This is a genomic window from Stenotrophomonas sp. MMGLT7 (assembly GCF_021168555.1).
Taxonomy (GTDB): domain Bacteria; phylum Pseudomonadota; class Gammaproteobacteria; order Xanthomonadales; family Xanthomonadaceae; genus MMGLT7.
Map to the genome: position 1 here is coordinate 66,289 of NZ_JAJOZS010000014.1, position 18,846 is coordinate 85,134.

At 69.7% G+C, this 18,846-nt stretch carries 15 protein-coding genes; 5 read left to right on the forward strand and 10 right to left on the reverse strand.

Translation table 11 applies throughout. The annotated features are described in order from the left end of the window. Positions 1-5: 5 nt before the first annotated feature. From LRX76_RS15405 to LRX76_RS15415, 3 genes are all read right to left on the reverse strand, one after another. On the reverse strand, positions 6-1,049 hold the full coding sequence (locus tag LRX76_RS15405; RefSeq protein WP_231806511.1) for a sensor domain-containing diguanylate cyclase: 1,044 nt from the start codon (positions 1,047-1,049) through the stop codon (positions 6-8). A 113-nt stretch (positions 1,050-1,162) separates the two neighbouring features. After that, positions 1,163-1,807 carry a histidine phosphatase family protein gene (locus LRX76_RS15410; protein ID WP_231806512.1) on the reverse strand — a complete coding sequence of 215 codons (645 nt, stop codon included), beginning with the start codon at positions 1,805-1,807 and terminating at the stop codon, positions 1,163-1,165. A 283-nt stretch (positions 1,808-2,090) separates the two neighbouring features. After that, positions 2,091-4,178 carry a S46 family peptidase gene (locus tag LRX76_RS15415; protein WP_231806556.1) on the reverse strand — a complete coding sequence of 696 codons (2,088 nt, stop codon included), beginning with the start codon at positions 4,176-4,178 and terminating at the stop codon, positions 2,091-2,093. Positions 4,179-4,418: 240 nt separating this feature from the next. Here LRX76_RS15415 and tdh point away from each other — a divergent pair, with 240 nt between their 5' ends. Beyond that, positions 4,419-5,453 (forward strand): L-threonine 3-dehydrogenase, encoded by a 1,035-nt coding sequence (gene tdh, locus LRX76_RS15420; protein ID WP_231806513.1) that lies wholly within the window; start codon positions 4,419-4,421, stop codon positions 5,451-5,453. A 334-nt stretch (positions 5,454-5,787) separates the two neighbouring features. On the opposite strand, the gene LRX76_RS15425 is transcribed toward tdh, so the two are convergent. The 4 genes from LRX76_RS15425 to LRX76_RS15440 are packed head-to-tail and all read right to left on the reverse strand — an operon-like array spanning position 5,788 to position 9,665. After that, complete coding sequence (locus LRX76_RS15425) at positions 5,788-6,828, reverse strand: sulfate/molybdate ABC transporter ATP-binding protein (protein ID WP_231806514.1); 1,041 nt, start codon at positions 6,826-6,828, stop codon at positions 5,788-5,790. Positions 6,829-6,835: 7 nt separating this feature from the next. Next, complete coding sequence (cysW, locus tag LRX76_RS15430) at positions 6,836-7,780, reverse strand: sulfate ABC transporter permease subunit CysW (RefSeq protein ID WP_231806515.1); 945 nt, start codon at positions 7,778-7,780, stop codon at positions 6,836-6,838. 1 nt (position 7,781) lies between these two features. Then, positions 7,782-8,618 carry a sulfate ABC transporter permease subunit CysT gene (cysT, locus tag LRX76_RS15435; RefSeq protein ID WP_231806516.1) on the reverse strand — a complete coding sequence of 279 codons (837 nt, stop codon included), beginning with the start codon at positions 8,616-8,618 and terminating at the stop codon, positions 7,782-7,784. A gap of 27 nt (positions 8,619-8,645) precedes the next feature. Continuing rightward, positions 8,646-9,665, reverse strand: a complete 1,020-nt coding sequence (locus tag LRX76_RS15440; protein WP_231806517.1) for a sulfate ABC transporter substrate-binding protein — start codon at positions 9,663-9,665, stop codon at positions 8,646-8,648. A gap of 337 nt (positions 9,666-10,002) precedes the next feature. Here LRX76_RS15440 and kbl point away from each other — a divergent pair, with 337 nt between their 5' ends. Continuing rightward, the gene (gene kbl / locus LRX76_RS15445) at positions 10,003-11,211 is read left to right on the forward strand and encodes a glycine C-acetyltransferase (RefSeq protein ID WP_231806518.1); all 1,209 of its coding nucleotides are present in this window, start codon (positions 10,003-10,005) and stop codon (positions 11,209-11,211) included. Between the two features lie 227 nt (positions 11,212-11,438). Here kbl and LRX76_RS15450 read toward each other — a convergent pair whose 3' ends face one another. The 3 genes from LRX76_RS15450 to LRX76_RS15460 form a co-directional block, all read right to left on the reverse strand. Further along, positions 11,439-12,233 carry a pseudouridine synthase gene (locus tag LRX76_RS15450; protein WP_231806519.1) on the reverse strand — a complete coding sequence of 265 codons (795 nt, stop codon included), beginning with the start codon at positions 12,231-12,233 and terminating at the stop codon, positions 11,439-11,441. 16 nt (positions 12,234-12,249) lie between these two features. Further along, positions 12,250-12,753 (reverse strand): hypothetical protein, encoded by a 504-nt coding sequence (locus LRX76_RS15455; RefSeq protein WP_231806520.1) that lies wholly within the window; start codon positions 12,751-12,753, stop codon positions 12,250-12,252. A 207-nt stretch (positions 12,754-12,960) separates the two neighbouring features. Beyond that, positions 12,961-14,055 (reverse strand): OmpA family protein, encoded by a 1,095-nt coding sequence (locus tag LRX76_RS15460; RefSeq protein ID WP_231806521.1) that lies wholly within the window; start codon positions 14,053-14,055, stop codon positions 12,961-12,963. Positions 14,056-14,581: 526 nt separating this feature from the next. Here LRX76_RS15460 and LRX76_RS15465 point away from each other — a divergent pair. From LRX76_RS15465 to LRX76_RS15475, 3 genes are all read left to right on the forward strand, one after another. Further along, positions 14,582-15,601: a zinc-binding alcohol dehydrogenase family protein gene (locus LRX76_RS15465; RefSeq protein WP_231806522.1), complete on the forward strand. Its 1,020-nt coding sequence runs from the start codon at positions 14,582-14,584 to the stop codon at positions 15,599-15,601. A gap of 207 nt (positions 15,602-15,808) precedes the next feature. Beyond that, entirely contained in the window at positions 15,809-17,878 is a 2,070-nt protein-coding gene (locus tag LRX76_RS15470; RefSeq protein ID WP_231806523.1) for an NADPH-dependent 2,4-dienoyl-CoA reductase, read from the forward strand. Between the two features lie 331 nt (positions 17,879-18,209). Beyond that, entirely contained in the window at positions 18,210-18,668 is a 459-nt protein-coding gene (locus tag LRX76_RS15475; RefSeq protein ID WP_231806524.1) for a cell wall hydrolase, read from the forward strand. Positions 18,669-18,846: the final 178 nt, after the last annotated feature.

An 18,846-nucleotide genomic window follows, 5' to 3' on the forward strand; every position in this document is an offset into this window, starting at 1 on the left:
CTCCGCTACGCGGCGCCGCGGCCGTCCGCCTTGGCGGCGTACATGGCGCGGTCGGCCGCGCCCATCCAGTCGTCCAGGCCGCGATGGCCCGGTTCGAGCGCTGCCATGCCGATGCTCACGCCCGGCACCAGCCCCGGGCAGTGCGGCAGCGCCAAACCCGCGACCGCACGCCGCAGCGAATCGGCCACCGCCGCCGCCTGCGCCGGCGGGCAGGCCAGCAGCAGCGCGAACTCGTCGCCGCCGATCCGCGCCGGGAAGCCGTCCTCGCCGGCCTGCTCGTGCAGCAGCTGCGCGATCTGCCGCAGCACCTGGTCGCCGACGCCATGGCCGTAGCGGTCGTTGATCGACTTGAAGCGGTCCACGTCCACCAGCAGCAGCACCGCGTCGTGGCCATGCTCGCGCGCCTGCGCGATCGCATCGGCCGCGCGCTGGTTGAAGAAACGGCGGTTGGGCAGGTCCAGGCCGGTGTCGGTGTGGTTGAGCCGGTCCAGTTCGCGGTTCTGCTGCACGATCTGCCGGCCCAGCCGGTGGGTGACGTGGCTCAGGGCCAGCGTGTACACGAATACCGGCAGCATCGACAGCACCAGGGTGCGCAGCGTCGGCACCGGCTGCAAGGGCATCCCCAGCGCGCTCCAGCACAGCAGGAAGCTGACCAGCATCACCAGCGCCGCACGCCCCAGCAGCCGCCAGCCTCCCGCGGCCAGGCGGTCGGCGGCCAGGATGCTGACGGTGGCCACCGCCGGCACCAGGCTCACCTGCGACACCGCGATCCAGAACCCGCCCAGCATCGCGTCCAGCAACAGGTTGCGGAACTCCGCCGCCGCCGGCCTGCGCGAGGAACGCGCCCACAGGAACGCCAGGTGCGGCCACAGCAGCACGTTGAAGCCCATCGCCAGCCATACGCCCCACGGCGCCCGCTGTTCGAGCATGACCGAGGCGTACGGAAGCGCCAGCAGCCACGCCCCGAGCATCCGCATGGGGTGCACTCGGCGCACGAATGCCAGCGCGCGCGCATTGGCCGTGGAGCTTGCGACTCGGTACTGGGACATGGACTCGTGGCTCACGCGCACGTCGTGGAACTGAGTTGCATCGATCCGGCACTCCCTGCCGCAGCGCTCCATGGCTGCCACGTAGGAAGCCCGGTCCCGGTTTCAGCCGCGCGTCAGAGCGCGCGGTGCTTGGCCTCGCCGAAGAACGGCGTGTGGTGCGAGCAATCGTTCAGGCGCACCACTTCCAGATGCTCCACGTCCGGGCCTTCGAGCAGGTTCAACGTGGTCGGCGCCTGGCGGAACGTCCACAGCCGCGACAGCGGGATGCCCAGCACCTTGCACAGGATCACCCGGTTGACCGCATCGTGCGCCACCAGCAGCAGGGTGTCGTCGCCGTCCAGGCCGTCGGCCGCGCGCACGAAACCGCGCCACGAGCGCTCCAGCACCTGCCGCAGCGATTCGCCGCCGGGCATCAGCACCGTGTCCGGCTCCTCGCGCCAGGCGCGCAGCCGCACCGGGTCCTTGTCGTGGATCTCGCTGGCCAGCAGGCCTTCCCACTCGCCGTGGGCGATCTCCTGGATGTCGGCATCGGTCAGCAGCATGGACTGGCGCTGCGGACCGAGCGCGAAACGGGCCGTGCTCTGCGCGCGCGACAGCGGCGAGGCCACTGCCTTGCGGATGTCCACGTCCTTCAGGCGCTCGCCCAGGGCCTGGGCCTGGGCCTCGCCGAGCGGCGAAAGCGGGATGTCGATCTGGCCCTGGTAGCGGCCTTCGGCGTTCCACGGCGTCTCGCCGTGGCGGGCAAGCAGGATGCGCATGCTGCAGGGGACCTCGAAAACGGGGGGAGCCCGCCGGGCCGGGGGCGCGGTGGGAGCGGCATGATACCCGCTCGCCGTCTCCCCGGCCTTGCTGCGCCTTGGTTGCAGGTGAAAGGGCGGGTAGACGCGACGCGCGATGCGGGAAACCCGGAAAACCCGTAGGAGCGACTTCAGTCGCGAAGGGCCTTCCCGGTGAAGCCCCATCGCGACTGAAGTCGCTCCTACGGGAAAGCCAAGGTCCGGAAACGGGCAAGGCACCCGCAGGTGCCTTGCCAATGCCGGTTCAGCGGCCGAGCTGCAGTTCCTTGAGCAGCTGCGGCGCCGGCGCCACTTCCCTCATGATCCACTCCAGGTAGCGGCTGTCCACGGCGATCATGCGCGTCATCACCGGGTCGAACACCCAGTTGCTGCTCACCGACTCCCAGTTGCCGTCGAACGCCAGCCCGACCAGCTTGCCGTGCGCATCCATCACCGGCGAGCCGGAGTTGCCGCCGGTGATGTCCAGGTCGGACAGGAAGTTCACCGGCACCGAACCGATCCGCTTGTCCTCCAGCCCGGCATAGCGCCTGGCCTTGACCGCGTCGAGCAGCGCCTTGGGCGAGTCGAACGGGTCGGCGCCGGTCTCCTTGGCGACCACGCCCTCCAGCGTGGTGAACGGGGTGTATTCCACGCCGTCCTTGGGCGAGTAGCCCTTGACGTTGCCGAAGGTGATGCGCAGCGACAGGTTGGCGTCGGGATACACGAACTCGCCCTGGCTCTTCTTGTAGTCGGCCAGCGCCTGCAGATACACCGGGCGCGCGGCCAGGCGCTCGCCGGCCTCGGTCTTGTCCTGGCGCTCGAGCTGCAGCAGCGCCGGCATCACCGCCACCGCGTACTGGATGGCCGGGTCGCTGCTGGCCTCGAACGCGGCGCGGTCGGCCTGCAGCCACTTCAGGCGCTCGTCGGTACTGCCCAGCGCAGTGCCGTCGAGCTTGGCCAGCGCCGCCTGCACCGCCGCCGCGTCGCTGCCGCCCAGCCAGCGGTCCACCGCGGCCACGCGCTGGTCGGCCGGCAGCTTCACGTACTCGCCGAGCCAGTACTGCTGCAGCTGGCGGTCCATCGCCGGCACGTAGCGGCGCTCCATCTGCTTCATCGCGCCCTCGATCGCCGGCAGGTCGCGCTGCTGGTAGCCGGACTCGCGCTCGGCATCGGGCTTGGCGTGCTCGATCGACAGCCGGTACAGCGTCACCGCCGCGCCGATGGTGCCGGTGCGGTCGAACTGGCCCAGCACCAGGTCGCGCTGCTGGGTGGCCTTGGACTGCTCGGCCAGCGCCACCAGCGTGTCGTGCGCGGCCAGCGCCTCGCGGCCCTTGCCGCCCTGCTGCTTCAGCCAGGCCAGCACCGCGGCTTCCTCGGCGCGCTTCTGGCCCTCGGCGTCGATGCGCTTGAAGCCCTCCAGCTGGCCGTCGTAGTTCTTGCTGGCGTTGTTCCAGCCGGCCATGGTGCTGGCGTACTTCACCTGGATGTCCGGGTCCTGCCTGCCGGCCGCCTCGACCAGCGCGATCAGGTTCTTGTAGTGGCGGCCGACGGTCGGGTAGGTCCAGTTGGCGGTGTTCTCGAACTCGGCCACCAGCGCGTAGCGGTTGGTGCGGCCCGGGTAGCCGGCCACCATCACGAAGTCGCCCGCGCCCAGCGGCTGGTCGGCGAACCTGAGCCAGTGCTTGGGCTTGTAGGGCACGTTGTCCCTGGAGAACGCCGCCGGCTTGCCGTCCTTGCCGACGTAGGCGCGGTAGAAGGAGAAATCGCCGGTGTGGCGCGGCCACATCCAGTTGTCGATGTCGCCGCCGAACTTGCCCACGCTGCCCGGAGGCGCGTAGGCCAGGCGCACGTCCCTGATCTCCAGGTTCTTGAACAAGCGGTAGGTGTTGCCGCCGGAGAAGCTGTACAGCTGGCAGCGGTAGCCGGGCTCGGCCTCGCACTGCGCCACCTGTGCCTTGTTGAACGCTTCCAGCGCCTCGGTGCGCTTGAGCGGATCGTTGCCGGCACCGGCGATGGCGGCCTTGGCCTGCGCGGTGACGTCGCTGATCTCGTCGAGCACGTAGATGCGCGCGTTGGGGCCGGCGCTGAGCTCGTCGCCGGGGCTGGGGGCGTTGAAGCCGTCGCGGATCAGGTTCTTCTGCGCGGTGGAATTGAGCTGGATGGCGCCGTAGGCGCAATGGTGGTTGGTCACCACCAGGCCCTGCGGCGAGACGAAGCTGGCGGTGCAGCCGCCGAGCGCGACCACCGCGCCCATCGGGTCGCCGGTGAGGTTCGAGAGCTGCTCGGGCGAGAGCTTGAGCCCGGCCTGCTGCAGCGGGCCGGCGATCTCCGGCAGTTGCTGGGGCACCCACATGCCCTCGCCCGCCTGGGCGCTTGAGGCCGCGCCCAGGGCGGCGGCGACGGAAACGGCAAGCAGCTTCGTGCGCATCGATCGGTTCCAGATGTAAGGATCTGGTGATTCTACTCGCCCCTCCACCGCCCCCGTCCCATGACCAATGGCATGCCGCCGGGCGCCGGCGTTGCGGCGCAGCAGGACGGTTTCGTACGCAACATATAATCGCCGCTCTTTGAACCCGCGAAGGTCGCAGCACCGATGGCACAGACGATGAAGGCACTGGTCAAGCGCGAAGCCGCCAAGGGCATCTGGATGGAGCAGGTGCCGGTGCCGCAGCCCGGCCCGAACGAGGTGCTGATCAAGGTGGAGAAGACCGCCATCTGCGGCACCGACCTGCATATCTACCTGTGGGACGAGTGGAGCCAGCGCACGATCCGGCCGGGGCTGGTGATCGGCCACGAGTTCGTCGGCCGCATCGCCGCGCTGGGCCCGGGCGTAAGCGGCTACGAATTAGGCCAGCGGGTGTCGGCCGAGGGCCATATCGTCTGCGGCCATTGCCGCAACTGCCGCGGCGGCCGCCCGCACCTGTGCCCGCACACCGTCGGCATCGGCGTGAACCGCGACGGCGCCTTCGCCGAATACATCGTCATGCCGGCCAGCAACCTGTGGCCGATCCCCGACCAGGTTCCGTCCGAGCTGGCGGCGTTCTTCGACCCCTACGGCAACGCCGCGCACTGCGCGCTGGAGTTCGACGTGACCGGCGAGGACGTGCTGATCACCGGCGCCGGCCCGATCGGGGTGATCGCCGCCGGCATCTGCAAGCACATCGGCGCGCGCAACGTCGTGGTCACCGACGTCAACGACTACCGCCTGGCGCTGGCCGCCGACATGGGCGCCACCCGCGTGGTGAACGTGGCCAACGCCTCGCTCAAGGACGCGATGGCCGACCTGCACATGGAGGGCTTCGACGTCGGCCTGGAGATGAGCGGCAACCCGCGCGCGTTCAACGACATGCTCGAATGCATGTACCACGGCGGCCGCATCGCCATGCTCGGCATCATGCCCAAGGGCGCCGGCTGCGACTGGGACAGGATCATCTTCAAGGGCCTGACCGTGCAGGGCATCTACGGCCGCAAGATGTACGAGACCTGGTACAAGATGACGCAACTGGTGCTGGGCGGCTTCCCGCTGGGCAAGGTGCTCACCCACCAGCTGCCGATCGACGACTTCCAGAAGGGTTTCGACCTGATGGAGGAAGGCAAGGCCGGCAAGGTGGTGCTGAGCTGGAATTGAGCGCAGCGGGCACACGCCGGGCCACGCATCGGCACTGACCGGCACTTCCCCGCCCCACAGCCACTTCCCCCAACCGACACCCCCTCCCCTCGACTGACCAACCCCCTCCCTTTCGCCGAAGGCGAAGGGGAGGGCTGGGGAGGGGTGCCTTTTGCCTGGGACTTCGCCTCCCGCTCGACACCCCTGTCGGGAAGCGCCGCCATCGAGAGCCGGAGCAACAGCACCCCTCCCCGACCCTCCCCTGCGCTGCGCGCAAGGGAGGGGGCAGTACCCCAGCACCAGCGCCGGCCGCGCGGGCCTCGCCTCCGTGCTCTTGCTCCGCTCCCCAGGGCCGTCAACCGGCAGCGAACACTCCGTACCGCCTTGCCGCCAGGTGCAGGTGCGCGCCCGGCGCATAATGCGCGGCGTCTTCCGAGGCCGGCAGCTCCACGTCCAGCTCCCGGCCGTCCTCCAGCCTCGCCCGCAGACGCAGCCGCGGGCCGCTGCGCAGGCTGGACACCACCGTCGCCGGCCAGCCCTGCTCGCCCGGCACCAGGTCCTCCGGCCGCACGTACAGTTCCACCGGTCCGTCGGCATCGGCGCCGCTGCCTTGGACCGGCAGCGACAGGCCGGCCACCTGCAGCTGCCCGCCGGCCTGCTCGCCGGGGATGCGGTTCACCGAGCCGACGAACGAGTACACGAACGGCGACGCCGGCCGCTCGTAGATGCTGGCCGCGTCGCCGAGCTGCTCGATGCGGCCGCGGTTGAGGATGGCCACGCGGTCGGCCAGTTCCAGCGCTTCTTCCTGGTCGTGGGTGACGAACAGCGTGGTCAGCCCGGTGCGCTCGTGCAGCTCGCGCAGCCAGCGCCGCAGGTCGCGCCGCACCTGCGCGTCGAGCGCGCCGAACGGCTCGTCCAGCAGCAGCACGCGCGGCTCGATCGCCAGCGCGCGCGCCAGTGCCACGCGCTGGCGCTGGCCGCCGGACAACTGCGCCGGGTAGCGCTTCTCCAGCCCCTCCAGCTGCACCAGCGAGAGCAGCTCGCGCACGCGCGCGACGATGCCCGCCTCCTTCAGCCGCTCGCCGCGCTTGCGCACGCGCAGGCCGAAGGCGACGTTCTCGAACACGGTCATGTGCCGGAACAGCGCGTAGTGCTGGAACACGAAGCCGACCCGGCGCGACTGCACGCTCAGGTGGGTGGTGTCCTCGCCGTCGAGCAGCACCGAGCCGCCGTCGGCGTGCTCCAGCCCTGCGATCACCCGCAGCAGCGTGGTCTTGCCCGAGCCGGACGGGCCCAGCAGCGCCAGCAGTTCGCCGTGGTGGATGTCCAGGTCGATGTCGTCGAGGGCGACGAAATCGTCGAAGCGCTTGGAGAGGTTCTGGATGCGGATGCCCATGGCAAGCTCAGTGGCGATGGCCGGCCGCCAGCGAATCGCCGTGGCGCCATTCTAGGTAGGACTTCAGCGCCAGCGTCAGCAGCGCCCCCAGCGCCAGCAGCGAGGCGCAGGCGAACGCGGCGCTGTAGGCGTATTCGTTGTAGAGGATCTCCACGTGCAGCGGCAGCGTGTTGGTGCGGCCGCGGATGTGCCCGGACACCACCGACACCGCGCCGAACTCGCCCATCGCGCGCGCGCCGCACAGCAGCACGCCGTACAGCAGGCCCCAGCGGATGTTGGGCAGGGTCACCCGCCAGAACGTCTGCCAGCCGCCGGCGCCCAGGCTCAGTGCCGCGCGCTCCTCGTCGCTGCCCTGCTGCTCCATCAGCGGCATCAGTTCGCGGGCGATGAACGGGAAGGTGACGAAGGTGGTGGCCAGCACGATGCCCGGCAGCGCGAACACGATCTTCGGCAGCTTGATCAGCGTCTGCCCCAGCAGCGGCAGGTCCACCAGCCAGCCTCTGTCGATCAGCGGCCAGGCCCAGCCCGGGCCGCCGAAGATCAGGATGAACACCAGCCCGGCGACCACCGGCGAGACCGAGAACGGCAGGTCGATCAGGCTCACCAGCAGGCGCCTGCCGCGGAATTCGTGCTTGCTCACCGCCCACGCCGCGGCCACGCCGAACACCAGGTTCAACGGCACCACGATGGCGGTGACCAGCAGCGTCAGCCGGATCGCCGCCACTGCGTCCGGATCGGCGATGGCCTTCCAGAACAGCCGCACGCCGCCGCGCAGCGCCTCGCTGAACACCAGCACCAGCGGCAGCAGCAGGAACGACAGCAGGAACGCCAGCGCACCGCCGATCAGCAGCCAGCGCGCCCAGGCCGGCTCGCTGACGGCGGCATCGGTACGGATCGCGCGGGAAGAAGGCCTGGATGCCGCAGTGCCGCGGGAGGAAGCGACGTCGGTCATGTCAGCCCGCCTTCCGCCCGCGCCTGGACAGCCGCCCCTGCAGCGTGTTCACCAGCAGCAGCACGGCGAAGGACAGCAGCAGCATCGCCGCGGCGATCGCGGTGGCGCCGGCATAGTCGAACTCCTCCAGGCGGATGGTGATCAGCAGCGGCGCGATCTCGGTGACGCCGAACCTGTTGCCGGCGATGAAGATCACCGAGCCGTACTCGCCCACGCCGCGTGCGAACGCCAGCGCGAAGCCGGTCAGCACCGCCGGCCACAGCGCCGGAAGCAGCACCCGCGTCAGCGTGCGCCAGCGGCCGGCGCCGAGCGTGGCGGCGGCCTCCTCCAGTTCGCGCTCGCTCTCGGCCAGCACCGGCTGCACCACCCGCACCACGAACGGCAGGCCGACGAACACCAGCGCCACGACGATGCCCAATCGCGTATAGGCCACCTCGATCCCCAGCCGCTCCAGCCAGCGTCCGACCCAGCCGTTGCCGCCGTACAGCGCGGTCAGGGCGATGCCGGCCACCGCGGTGGGCAGGGCGAACGGCAGGTCGATCATGGCGTCGAACATGCGCTTGCCGGGAAAGCGGTAGCGCACCAGCACCCACGCCACCCAGGTGCCCATCAGCGCGTTGAATCCCGCCGCGGCCAGCGCGGCGCCGAAGCTCAGCCGCAGCGCCGCCAGCACCCGCGGCTCGCTCCACACCTGCCACAGACCGGCCCAGCCCAGGCCGCTGGCCTTGACGAACACGCCCAGCAGCGGGATCAGCACGATCAGCCCGAGCCAGGCCAGGGTGATCCCCAGGCTCAGGCCGAGACCGGGGATCACCCGGCGGCGCGGCGGACGCCGCACCGCAGTTGCAGCAGCGGACGACACCGGCTACTTGCCCGCCTGGATCTGGTCGAAGACGCCCCCGTCGGCGAAATGCTCCTTCTGTGCCTGCGCCCAGGAGCCGAACGCCTGCTGGATCGTCACCAGTTCCACCTTGGGGAAGCGCGCGACGTCGGCCGGATCGGCGTACTCGGGATGGCGCGGGCGGTAGTAGTGCGCGGCGGCGATCTTCTGCCCCTCCGGCGAATACAGGTACTCCAGGTAGGCCTGCGCCGCCTCGCGGGTGCCGTGCCTGTCCACGTTCTTGTCCACCAGCGCCACCGACGGCTCGGCCACGATCGACAGCCGCGGCACCACGATCTCGAACTTGTCCGGGCCCAGTTCCTCCATCGCCAGGAACGCCTCGTTCTCCCAGGCCAGCAGCACGTCGCCGATGCCGCGCTGGACGAAGGTGGTGGTGGCGCCGCGCGCGCCGGTATCGAGCACCGGCACGTTGCGGAACAGCGCGCGCATGTAGTTGAGCACCTTGCCGCGGTCGCCCTTGAAGATGCGCTCGCCGTAGGCCCAGGCGGCCAGGTAGTTCCAGCGCGCGCCGCCGGAGGTCTTCGGGTTCGGCGTGATCACCGACACGCCCGAGCGCAGCAGGTCCGGCCAGTCCTTGATGCCCTTGGGGTTGCCCTTGCGCACCAGGAACACGATGGTCGAGGTGTACGGCGCGCTGTTGTCGGGCAGGCGCGTCTCCCAGTCGGCCGGCAGCAGCTTGGCATGCTCGGCGATGGCGTCGATGTCGTAGGCCAGCGCCAGCGTCACCACGTCGGCCTCGATGCCGTCGATCACCGCCCGCGCCTGCTTGCCGGAACCGCCGTGGGAGGTCTCCACCGTCACCGTGTCGCCCTTGGTCTGCTTCCAGTGCCTGGCGAAGGCGGCGTTGTAGTCGCGGTAGAACTCGCGGGTGGGATCGTAGGAGACGTTGAGCAATTGCACGTCGCGGGCGAAGGCGCTGCCGCCGAGCAGTGTTGCGGAGAACGCCAGGACGGCGGCAACGAGTCGTGTTGAGAGGGATTTCATCTTGATGACTCCGGGATCGTAGGAAGGACCATGCACATGCGCCACGTTGCCGCCAGTGCACGGGCGTTCGGTTGCGCGGTGGATCCATGCCATGGATTCGATTGGCCACGAACGCCGTGTGGCAACCGCATGGGCGGGGTGTCGCCTACACCTTAAGCGATCCCTCGCCGCTCCTGCATCCCCCCGCCGCCGGCACCGCAGCCAGGATGCAACCTTGCTCGGCGACGATGACAGGCGAGAGAAACCACACCGCCGGCGCCATCGCGGCCCCAGGCAGCAGCGATGGCGGCATGCGCGCGCCGGTAGAATCGCGTCATTCCCTCTTCGCGATCCGCCCATGAACGACGACACCGCCGCCCCGACCCGCCGCTACGCCGATGAGCTGGCATCGATCCGAGAGCAGGGCCTGTTCAAGTCCGAGCGCATCATCACCGGCCCCCAGTCCGCCGAGATCACCCTGGCCGACGGCCGCACCGTGCTGAACTTCTGCGCCAACAACTACCTGGGGCTGGCCGACCACCCGGACCTCATCGCCGCCGCCAAGGCCGCGCTCGACAGCCACGGCTTCGGCATGGCCTCGGTGCGTTTCATCTGCGGCACCCAGGACCTGCACAAGCAGCTGGAAAGGACCGTCGCCGATTTCTTCGGCAAGGACGACACCATCCTCTACGCCGCCTGCTTCGATGCCAACGGCGGCCTGTTCGAACCGCTACTGGACGAACACGACGCGATCATCTCCGACGCGCTCAACCACGCCTCGATCATCGACGGCGTGCGCCTGTGCAAGGCCAGGCGCTTCCGCTACGCCAACTGCGACATGGCCGACCTGGAGGCGCAGCTGCAGGCGGCCGACGCCGCCGGCTGCCGCACCAAGCTGATCACCTCCGACGGCGTGTTCTCGATGGACGGCTTCATCGCCCCGCTGGACCAGATCACCGCGCTGGCGAGGAAGTACGGCGCGCTGGTGCACATCGACGAATGCCACGCAACCGGCTTCCTCGGTGCCAGCGGCCGCGGCTCGGCCGAGGTCAAGGGCGTGCTGGACAGGATCGACATCATCACCGGCACCCTGGGCAAGGCCATGGGCGGCGCGCTGGGTGGCTTCACCACCGCCCGCGCCGAGGTGATCGAGCTGCTGCGCCAGCGTTCGCGCCCCTACCTGTTCTCCAATTCGCTGCCGCCGCCCGTGGTCGCCGCCGGGATCAAGGCGTTCGAGATGCTCGACGCCGCCGGCGAACTGCGCGGGAAGCTGGCCGAGAACACCGCCTACTTCCGCGAGAAGATGACCTCAGCCGGCTTCGACGTGAAACCCGGCGTCCACCCGATCTGCCCGGTGATGCTGTACGACGCGCCGCTGGCGCAGAAGTTCGCCGAGCGGCTGCTGGAGGAAGGCATCTACGCCATCGGTTTCTTCTTCCCGGTGGTACCCAAGGGCCAGGCGCGCATCCGCACCCAGATAAGCGCCGCCCACAGCCGCGAGCAGCTCGACCGCGCCATCGACGCGTTCGTCCGCATCGGCCACGAACTGGGCGTGCTGAAAGGCTGATACGCCCGCACGCGGCCACGCCTCCTGCGGATCCTTCGCAGCCGGATACAGAGGGGATGGCCCCGGCCCAACGCCACCGAATCTGCCGCGGCCGGCAAGATCAGCACCCGGATTGCCAGCGAACGCAGGGTGTCCTGCGACGAACAAGGCCTCCCTGCGCACCGTAGGAGCGACTTCAGTCGCGATGAGGCTCTACCGGTAAAGCCCCATCTCGACTGAAGCCGCTCCTACGGGTGCGCCGGAGCAACCAGCGCGCCGACCTCCTCCGCGCTCAACCGCCGCCAGTCGCCTTTCGCCAGCTCTCCCAGCTCCAGCCCGCCGACCGCCACCCTCACCAGGCGCAGCACGTCGATGCCGAGCGCGGCCAGCAGGCGGCGGATCTGCCGGTTGCGGCCCTCGTCCAGGACGATCTCCAGCCACGCGTTGCGCTCGCCCTGGCGCAGCAGGCGCACCGTGCTGGCACGCAGGACGTCGCCGCCCTCGTCCACCCCGCTCACCATCGCCGCCAGCTGCGCCGGCGTCGGCACCGCATCGACCTGCACGTGATAGGTCTTGTCCGGCCCGCGCTGCGGATCGGTGACGGCCGCGGCCCATTGCGGATCGTTGCAGAACAGCAGCAGGCCCTCGCTGGCCTTGTCCAACCGCCCTACCGGCGCCAGCCACGGCAGGCCGGCACCGTCCAGGCAGCGGTAGACCGTATCGCGCCCGCGCTCGTCGCTGGCCGTGGTCACCAGGCCGCGGGGCTTGTTGAGCATCACGTACAGCCGTTCCCTTCCGGCCAGCGGCTGGCCATCCACGGCCACGGCATGGCGGCCTTCGACGATCGGGAACTCGGGATCGCGGACGATCCGGCCATCGACGGCCACGCGCCCCTGCGCGACCCAGCGCGCGGCCTCCGCGCGCGAGCACACGCCCAGCTTGGATAGCACCCGCGCCACTCCGTGGCGTACCGGTCGAGAGGCATCAACCTGCCGCGGCAGATCCTTGCGCGGCGCCGGGGAACCAGGGCGCCGTTCGCGCATGCCGGGACGTCCCGGCTTACTGGTTCTTGACGGCTTCCGCGCCTTCGGCTTCCAGCGCCGGCTGCGGTGCCGCCACCGGGCGCGCCTTGACCACGCGCACGCCGCGCGCCTTCATCCAGGCGTCGAATTCCTCGGCGGTCATGCGCTTGCCGTCCTGGCTCATGTCGAAGCGCCAGGGCGTGTTGTCGAATGCGGTCTGAGGCTTGTAGGCGGCCGGATCGTTCGGGTTGACCGCGCCGCCGGCGGGGATACCCGCGGCCACGCCCTGGCAGCCCTCGATGCGCAGGCGCTGCAACACGCGGTCGACGGACTGCTCCTGGTCGTAGCCGGCGCTCAGCACGCCGCTGGGCATGCCCAGCTGCACGCTGCGCGAATAGAACTCGGCGGCCGCCGGCGCCACCACGGTGGCCGGCAGCGGCAACGGCTGCGAGACGATCGCGCTGGGCGAGCAATCGACCGCAGCGTAGGCGGCCGGCGAAAGGACGAGGGCAAGCAATCCAGCCGTAGCGGTACGCAGCATCGGTTTTCTTCCAGTTCAGACGGCGATGGCGGAGTTTAGGCAGCGCCGCCGCCGCTTTTCAAGCAGCACGTGCACTAGGGCGCCTAACTGGTTACCCGGAAAGACAAAAATGAATGCACGCCGCGGCCGGGAGAGCCTCTACGTGCCACAAAAAGAACAAGGCCCGGCAGAGCCGGGCCTTGTCGTGAAGCAAGAGCTTGCGTCCGATCAGTTCTGGACGTTCAGCTCGGTGCGACGGTTCTTCGCACGGCCTTCCGGATTGTCCGAACCATCCGGGTTGGTGTTCGGAGCAATCGGGCGGCTCTCGCCGTAGCCGATCGGGCCGACCAGACGCGAAGCATCCACACCCTGGCTGGTCAGATAGTTGTACACGGCGCTTGCGCGACGCTCGGACAGCTTCTGGTTGTAGGCGTCGCTACCCTTCGAGTCGGTGTGACCGGCAACCTCGACACGCAGGTCGGGGTAGCGCTTCAGGATCTCGGAGGCTTCGCTCAGGATCGAGACGGCGTCCGGACGCAGGGTCGACTTGTCGAAGTCGAAGTTCACGCCCTTCAGGTCGATCGACACCGGCACCGGGCAGCCGTCCGGACCGATGGTCTGGCCAGGCTGGGAATCCGGGCAGCGGTCGTCGCAGTTGTTGACGCCGTCGCCGTCGTCATCCAGGTCGGCGCAGCTCGGAGCGGCCGGCGGCGGAGCCACGACCGGAGCGGCCGGAGCAGGGCCAAGCGGGATCACGACACCGACCGAAGCCAGGACGTCGCCGAACCAGTCTTCGTTGGAGGCGTGGTAGCTGCTGTCGTTGAAGTCACCGCGGTAGGCCACTTCCGCACGCACCGCAACGCGGTTGTCGAAGGTGGTCTGCAGACCGGCGCCGACCTTGGCGGCGAAGTTGCCGTCCTTGACCTGGCCGGGGGAGTTCACGCTCGGGAAGTTGTCGAACTCTTCCTCGGAACGCTGGTAGCCCAGGCCCGCCAGCAGGTAGGGATTCCAGCCGCGGCCTTCCTTGATGAAGTGGCGACGCAGGTCGAACGAGGCGCCGTACTGGCTCCAGTTCAGGTCCTGGTTGGCGTCGAAGTTCGGGTTCTGATAGTTCAGTTCGAAGTCCAGCGACCAGTTGGGGCTGATGAACTTGCCCACGCCCAGGGTGCCGAACGGCGCGTCATTGGTGCCGCGATCGCTGTCCTGGAAGTTGAAGCCGGCCGAACCGGTCAGGTACCAGCGATCGTCGAACTCCTGCGCGGAGGCCGCCTGGGCAACCGCCAGGCCGCCGACCAGCGCAGCAGCAAGAATCTTTTTGTTCATGGGATACAGCTCCTTGTTTCAGGGGTATAGAAACCGGTAAGGCATTCAGTGATGTCGTCTACTTCTTGGACGGCCGTTCCTCACGCCATCGCGGCGCAGATTATGCTCGGCTAGGTGAAGACCGCGTTAACGGTCACATAACACATGTGAAGACTGCCGGCCGCCCAAGGATACTGGCCTCACCTCGCATACAGTCATGTGAAGGCAAAAAAAGGGGCGATTGACGCCACTCCGGCAGCTGCGCCCTGTCGATCGAAGCGGATTATCCGTGACCTCCGCTTCGGTACGCCGGACCGCCCGGACCTGCCAGACTGCGCAGAACCTGGCACCGCTCGCCCGCCTGCCGGCCAGTGCCGCCGACGGACGTGGAAAGACGGCAGCGGCGCTGCAATGATGTCCCCCGGAGGCGGCGCCACCTGCCGATGCCGATCGGATCCGGGGATGAAGTGCTGGCCAGCCCTGTATCTCCCCGGCCGATGACGGCGCGCCGCCGGCACAGCCACGACCCAACCTCAGGAGTCCGCCCATGAAAGCCGTCGCGTTGACCCGCTACCTGCCCATCGACGACCCCCAATCGCTGCTCGACGTGGACATCCCGCCGCCGGCCGCACCCACCGGCCACGACCTGCTGGTGCGGGTGCAGGCGGTGTCGGTCAACCCGGTCGATACCAAGGTACGCGCACCCAAACCGCAGCAGGAAGCGCAGCCGAAGGTGCTGGGCTACGACGCCGCCGGCGTGGTCGAAGCGGTGGGACCGGAGGTGGAAGGCCTGCAGCCCGGCGATGCGGTGTACTACGCCGGCGACATCACCCGTCCGGGCAGCAATGCGCAACTGCAGTTGGTGGATGCGCGCGTAGCCGCGGCCAAGCCGGACACGCTCGACTTCGCCCAGGCCGCGGCCCTGCCGCTGACCGCGCTGACCGCCTGGGAACTGCTGTTCCAGCGGATGCCGTTCGACTTCGACGGCGACAACCGCGGGCGCAGCCTGCTGGTGATCGCCGGTGCCGGCGGCGTGGGCTCGATCGCGATCCAGCTGGCCCGCCACGCCGGCTTCGACGTGATCGCCACCGCGTCGCGGCCGCAGACGGTGGAATGGTGCAAGGCCATGGGCGCGCACCACGTCATCGACCATCGCCAGCCGCTGCAACCGCAGCTGCGGGCGCTGGGACTGGAGCAGGTCGACGCCGCCATCAATCTGGCCGATACCGACCACTACTGGCAGGCGCTGGGCGAGATCGTCGCCCCGCAGGGCCACGTCGGCCTGATCGTGGAGCCCGCCGGTCCGCTGCACATCGGTGATCCGTACAAGGCCAAGTGCATCGGCATCCACTGGGAGTTCATGTTCGCGCGCCCGAAGTTCCATACCGCCGATCTGGTCGAGCAGCATCGCATCCTGGCGCGCGTGGCCAGCCTGGTCGATGCCGGCGAGCTGCGCACCACCCTGACCGAGGTGCTCGCACCGATCGATGCGGCCAACCTGCGCGAGGCGCACCGCCGGCTGGAATCGGGCCAGACGATCGGCAAGCTGGCGCTGGCCGGCTGGTAGCGGCGGGCCGGCCGGATCGCTCCGGCCGCATCGGCAGGCAATCACGTAGCCCGGGCAAGCGAAGCACGCCCGGAATGGCGATGCGCCGGTGCGCTTCGCTTGCCCGGGCTACGGCTTCACCGCCGATTCCGGGCAAGGCCGCACCGCACTTGCGTGGCGGACGATTTGACGGCAGGCTGCGCGCTCTCCATACGCAAGCGTATCCACATGTCGCCAGCCACCGGCCAGCCCGCTTCCGACCTGTCATCCACAGGCTCCGCGACCGCCCCGTATCCGCACCTGTTCGCGCCGCTGGACCTGGGCTTCACCACCCTGCGCAACCGCGTGCTGATGGGTTCGATGCATACCGGACTGGAGGACAGGGCGCGCGACTTCCCCAGGCTGGCCGCCTACTTCGCCGAACGCGCCGAGGGCGGCGCCGGGCTGATCGTCACCGGCGGTTTCGCCCCCAACGTGGTCGGCTGGCTCAAGCCGTTCGGCGGCAAGCTGTCGTGGCCATGGGAAGTGCGTCCGCACCGGCAGGTCACCCGCGCGGTGCACCAGCACGGGGCGAAGATCTGCCTGCAGCTGCTGCACGCCGGCCGCTATGCCTACCACCCGCTTTCGGTGGCGCCGTCGAAGCTGAAGGCGCCGATCAATCCGTTCACCCCGCGCGCGCTGTCGGCCCGCGGCGTGGAACGGCAGATCGCCGCCTATGCGCGCGCTGCCCGCCATGCCCGCGAGGCCGGCTACGACGGCGTCGAGGTGATGGGTTCGGAGGGCTACCTGATCAACGAGTTCACCGCCCCGCGCAGCAACCGGCGCGACGACGCCTGGGGCGGCAGCGCGGACAAGCGCATGCGCTTCGCGGTGGAGATCGTGCGGCGCATCCGCGAGGCCTGCGGCCCGGACTTCATCATCGTCTACCGGCTGTCGCTGGTGGACCTGGTCGAGGACGGCAACCAATGGGACGAGATCGTGCAGCAGGCCAAGGCGGTGGAAGCGGCCGGCGCGACGATCATCAATTCCGGCATCGGTTGGCACGAGGCGCGTATCCCCACCATCGCCACCTCGGTGCCGCGCGCGGCCTGGGCCGGCGTCACCGCCCTGCTCAAGCCGCATGTCGGCGTACCGGTGGTGGCGACCAACCGCATCAACATGCCCGACGTGGCCGAGCGCATCCTCGCCTCGGGCGGCGCCGACATGGTCTCGCTGGCGCGGCCGCTGCTGGCCGACCCGCAGTGGCCGGCCAAGGCCCGCGCCGGCCGGCCGCAGGCGATCAACACCTGCATCGCCTGCAACCAGGCCTGCCTGGACCATGTGTTCCAGAACAAGCTGGCGACCTGCCTGGTCAACCCGCGCGCCGCGCACGAGACCGAGCTGAACTACCTGCCGGCCGCCGCGCCGAAACGGATCGCCGTGGTCGGCGCCGGTCCGGCCGGACTGGCCTGCGCCACGGTGGCGGCGCAGCGCGGCCATGCGGTGGTGCTGTTCGACGCCGCCGGCGAGATAGGCGGCCAGTTCAACGTCGCCAAGCGCATTCCCGGCAAAGAGGAGTTCCACGAGACGCTGCGCTACTTCCGCCACCGGCTGCAGGAGACCGGCGTCGAGCAGCGCCTGGGCACCGTCGCCGATGCGGCCGCGCTGGCCGGCTTCGACGAGGTGGTGCTGGCCACCGGCGTCGTGCCGCGCAAGGTGGACTTCCCGGGCGCCGACCATCCCGGCGTGGTCGGCTATCTCGACGTGCTGCAGGGACGCGTGCGCGCGGCCGATGCGGTGGCGATCATCGGCGCCGGCGGCATCGGCTTCGACGTGGGCGAGTTCGTGGTGCAGGAAGGCATCTCGCCCTCGCTGGACATCGGCCGCTGGATGGCCGAATGGGGCGTGGATCCGCAGTTCCAGGGCCGCGGCGCGCTGGCCCGGCCGCGGCCGGAGCCGCCGGCACGCAAGGTCTGGCTGCTGCAGCGCAGCCCCGGCCGCCCCGGGTCGCGGCTGGGCAAGACCACCGGCTGGATCCACCGCGCCACGCTCAAGGCCAAGGGCGTGACGATGCTGGGCGGGGTCGAGTACCTGGGCTTCGACGGGGCCGGCCTGCGCATCCGCATCGACGGCGCCGAGCAGCTGCTGCCGGTGGCCACGGTGGTGGTCTGCGCCGGCCAGGAGCCGCGCCGCGAACTGGTCGCCTCGCTGCAGGCCGCCGGCATCGAGCCGCACCTGATCGGCGGTGCCGACGTGGCCGCCGAACTGGATGCCAAGCGCGCCATCGACCAGGGCAGCCGGCTGGCCGCGCGGCTGTGATCGCGGCCGCCGGAGGCAGTGGGCATGCGTCCCGGCACGGTTCGGGGCGGCGCCGTCCGGCCGATTCCGGCTCCCGCACAAAGCTGAATGTCAACAACATTCATTCAGTTGCGATTAGGGAATGTCCGCCTACCTTGCGCGCACTTTCCAACCCGCCCCCATCCCGGCGGGCGATTCCGGCGCAGATCGACCGATCGACTGCCTAGCCGGACGTGGGCGACCAGCCAGAGCGGTCGCCTCCCCATAACGCCAAGCTGTCACCCCATGCCCACTTCCACCGCCGCGCGGAGGAAGCGAGTACGGGTTCGGCCCATACGGAGCAAGGAGTTCCATGAAACTGGCCTGGATTCTCTGGTTGTCGCAGCTGTTGCCGCAACCTGCCGCCGATTCGCTGTGCCTGAGCACGACCGTCTACCTCGAAGCCCGCGACCAGACCCTGCAGGGTCAGCAGGCGGTGGCCGAGGTCGCCCTGCGCCGCCTCGACAGCGGCCTGTGGGGCGACTCGATGTGCAAGGTGGTGACCGCGCGCAAGCAGTTCGCCCCGGCCCTGGTCGCCCCCAGCACCCGGCTGAAGAACACCGATGCCTGGGCCGAGGCGGTGAACGTGGCCTTCGCCGCCGAGCGCAACTGGGCGCTGCCGGTGGGCCAGCGCAAGGAAATCGTGCCCGGCGCCAGCCATTTCGCCGCGCACGCCATCGCCAGCCCCTCCTGGCGCAACGCCTATCAGGTGGCCACCATCGGCGACCACACCTTCTACCGCGTGCAGAAACTGCGCCCGCGCACGTCCTGAGCCGCCCCACCGCCGCGACCGGCGGCCATATATGTCGGGCAGGCATATATATATGTCTGCCGGATCCTGCCGCCGGCACGATGCCGGAGCAGGCCCGGATGCCCGCAGGCCAGCGGAACCACCCGCGGCCGGCGGCCACGCCGGGCCGGCTTGCGCCGGGCCAGCGCCGCGATCGCCG

Bases quoted from the DNA above. Each gene is read 5' to 3' on its own strand.
- LRX76_RS15405 (WP_231806511.1), bottom strand. From the start codon at position 1,049: ATGTCCCAGTACCGAGTCGCAAGCTCCACGGCCAATGCGCGCGCGCTG.
- LRX76_RS15410 (WP_231806512.1), bottom strand. From the start codon at position 1,807: ATGCGCATCCTGCTTGCCCGCCACGGCGAGACGCCGTGGAACGCCGAA.
- LRX76_RS15415 (WP_231806556.1), bottom strand. From the start codon at position 4,178: ATGTGGGTGCCCCAGCAACTGCCGGAGATCGCCGGCCCGCTGCAGCAG.
- tdh (WP_231806513.1), top strand. From the start codon at position 4,419: ATGGCACAGACGATGAAGGCACTGGTCAAGCGCGAAGCCGCCAAGGGC.
- LRX76_RS15425 (WP_231806514.1), bottom strand. From the start codon at position 6,828: ATGGGCATCCGCATCCAGAACCTCTCCAAGCGCTTCGACGATTTCGTC.
- cysW (WP_231806515.1), bottom strand. From the start codon at position 7,780: ATGACCGACGTCGCTTCCTCCCGCGGCACTGCGGCATCCAGGCCTTCT.
- LRX76_RS15440 (WP_231806517.1), bottom strand. From the start codon at position 9,665: ATGAAATCCCTCTCAACACGACTCGTTGCCGCCGTCCTGGCGTTCTCC.
- kbl (WP_231806518.1), top strand. From the start codon at position 10,003: ATGAACGACGACACCGCCGCCCCGACCCGCCGCTACGCCGATGAGCTG.
- LRX76_RS15450 (WP_231806519.1), bottom strand. From the start codon at position 12,233: ATGCGCGAACGGCGCCCTGGTTCCCCGGCGCCGCGCAAGGATCTGCCG.
- LRX76_RS15455 (WP_231806520.1), bottom strand. From the start codon at position 12,753: ATGCTGCGTACCGCTACGGCTGGATTGCTTGCCCTCGTCCTTTCGCCG.
- LRX76_RS15460 (WP_231806521.1), bottom strand. From the start codon at position 14,055: ATGAACAAAAAGATTCTTGCTGCTGCGCTGGTCGGCGGCCTGGCGGTT.
- LRX76_RS15465 (WP_231806522.1), top strand. From the start codon at position 14,582: ATGAAAGCCGTCGCGTTGACCCGCTACCTGCCCATCGACGACCCCCAA.
- LRX76_RS15470 (WP_231806523.1), top strand. From the start codon at position 15,809: ATGTCGCCAGCCACCGGCCAGCCCGCTTCCGACCTGTCATCCACAGGC.
- LRX76_RS15475 (WP_231806524.1), top strand. From the start codon at position 18,210: ATGAAACTGGCCTGGATTCTCTGGTTGTCGCAGCTGTTGCCGCAACCT.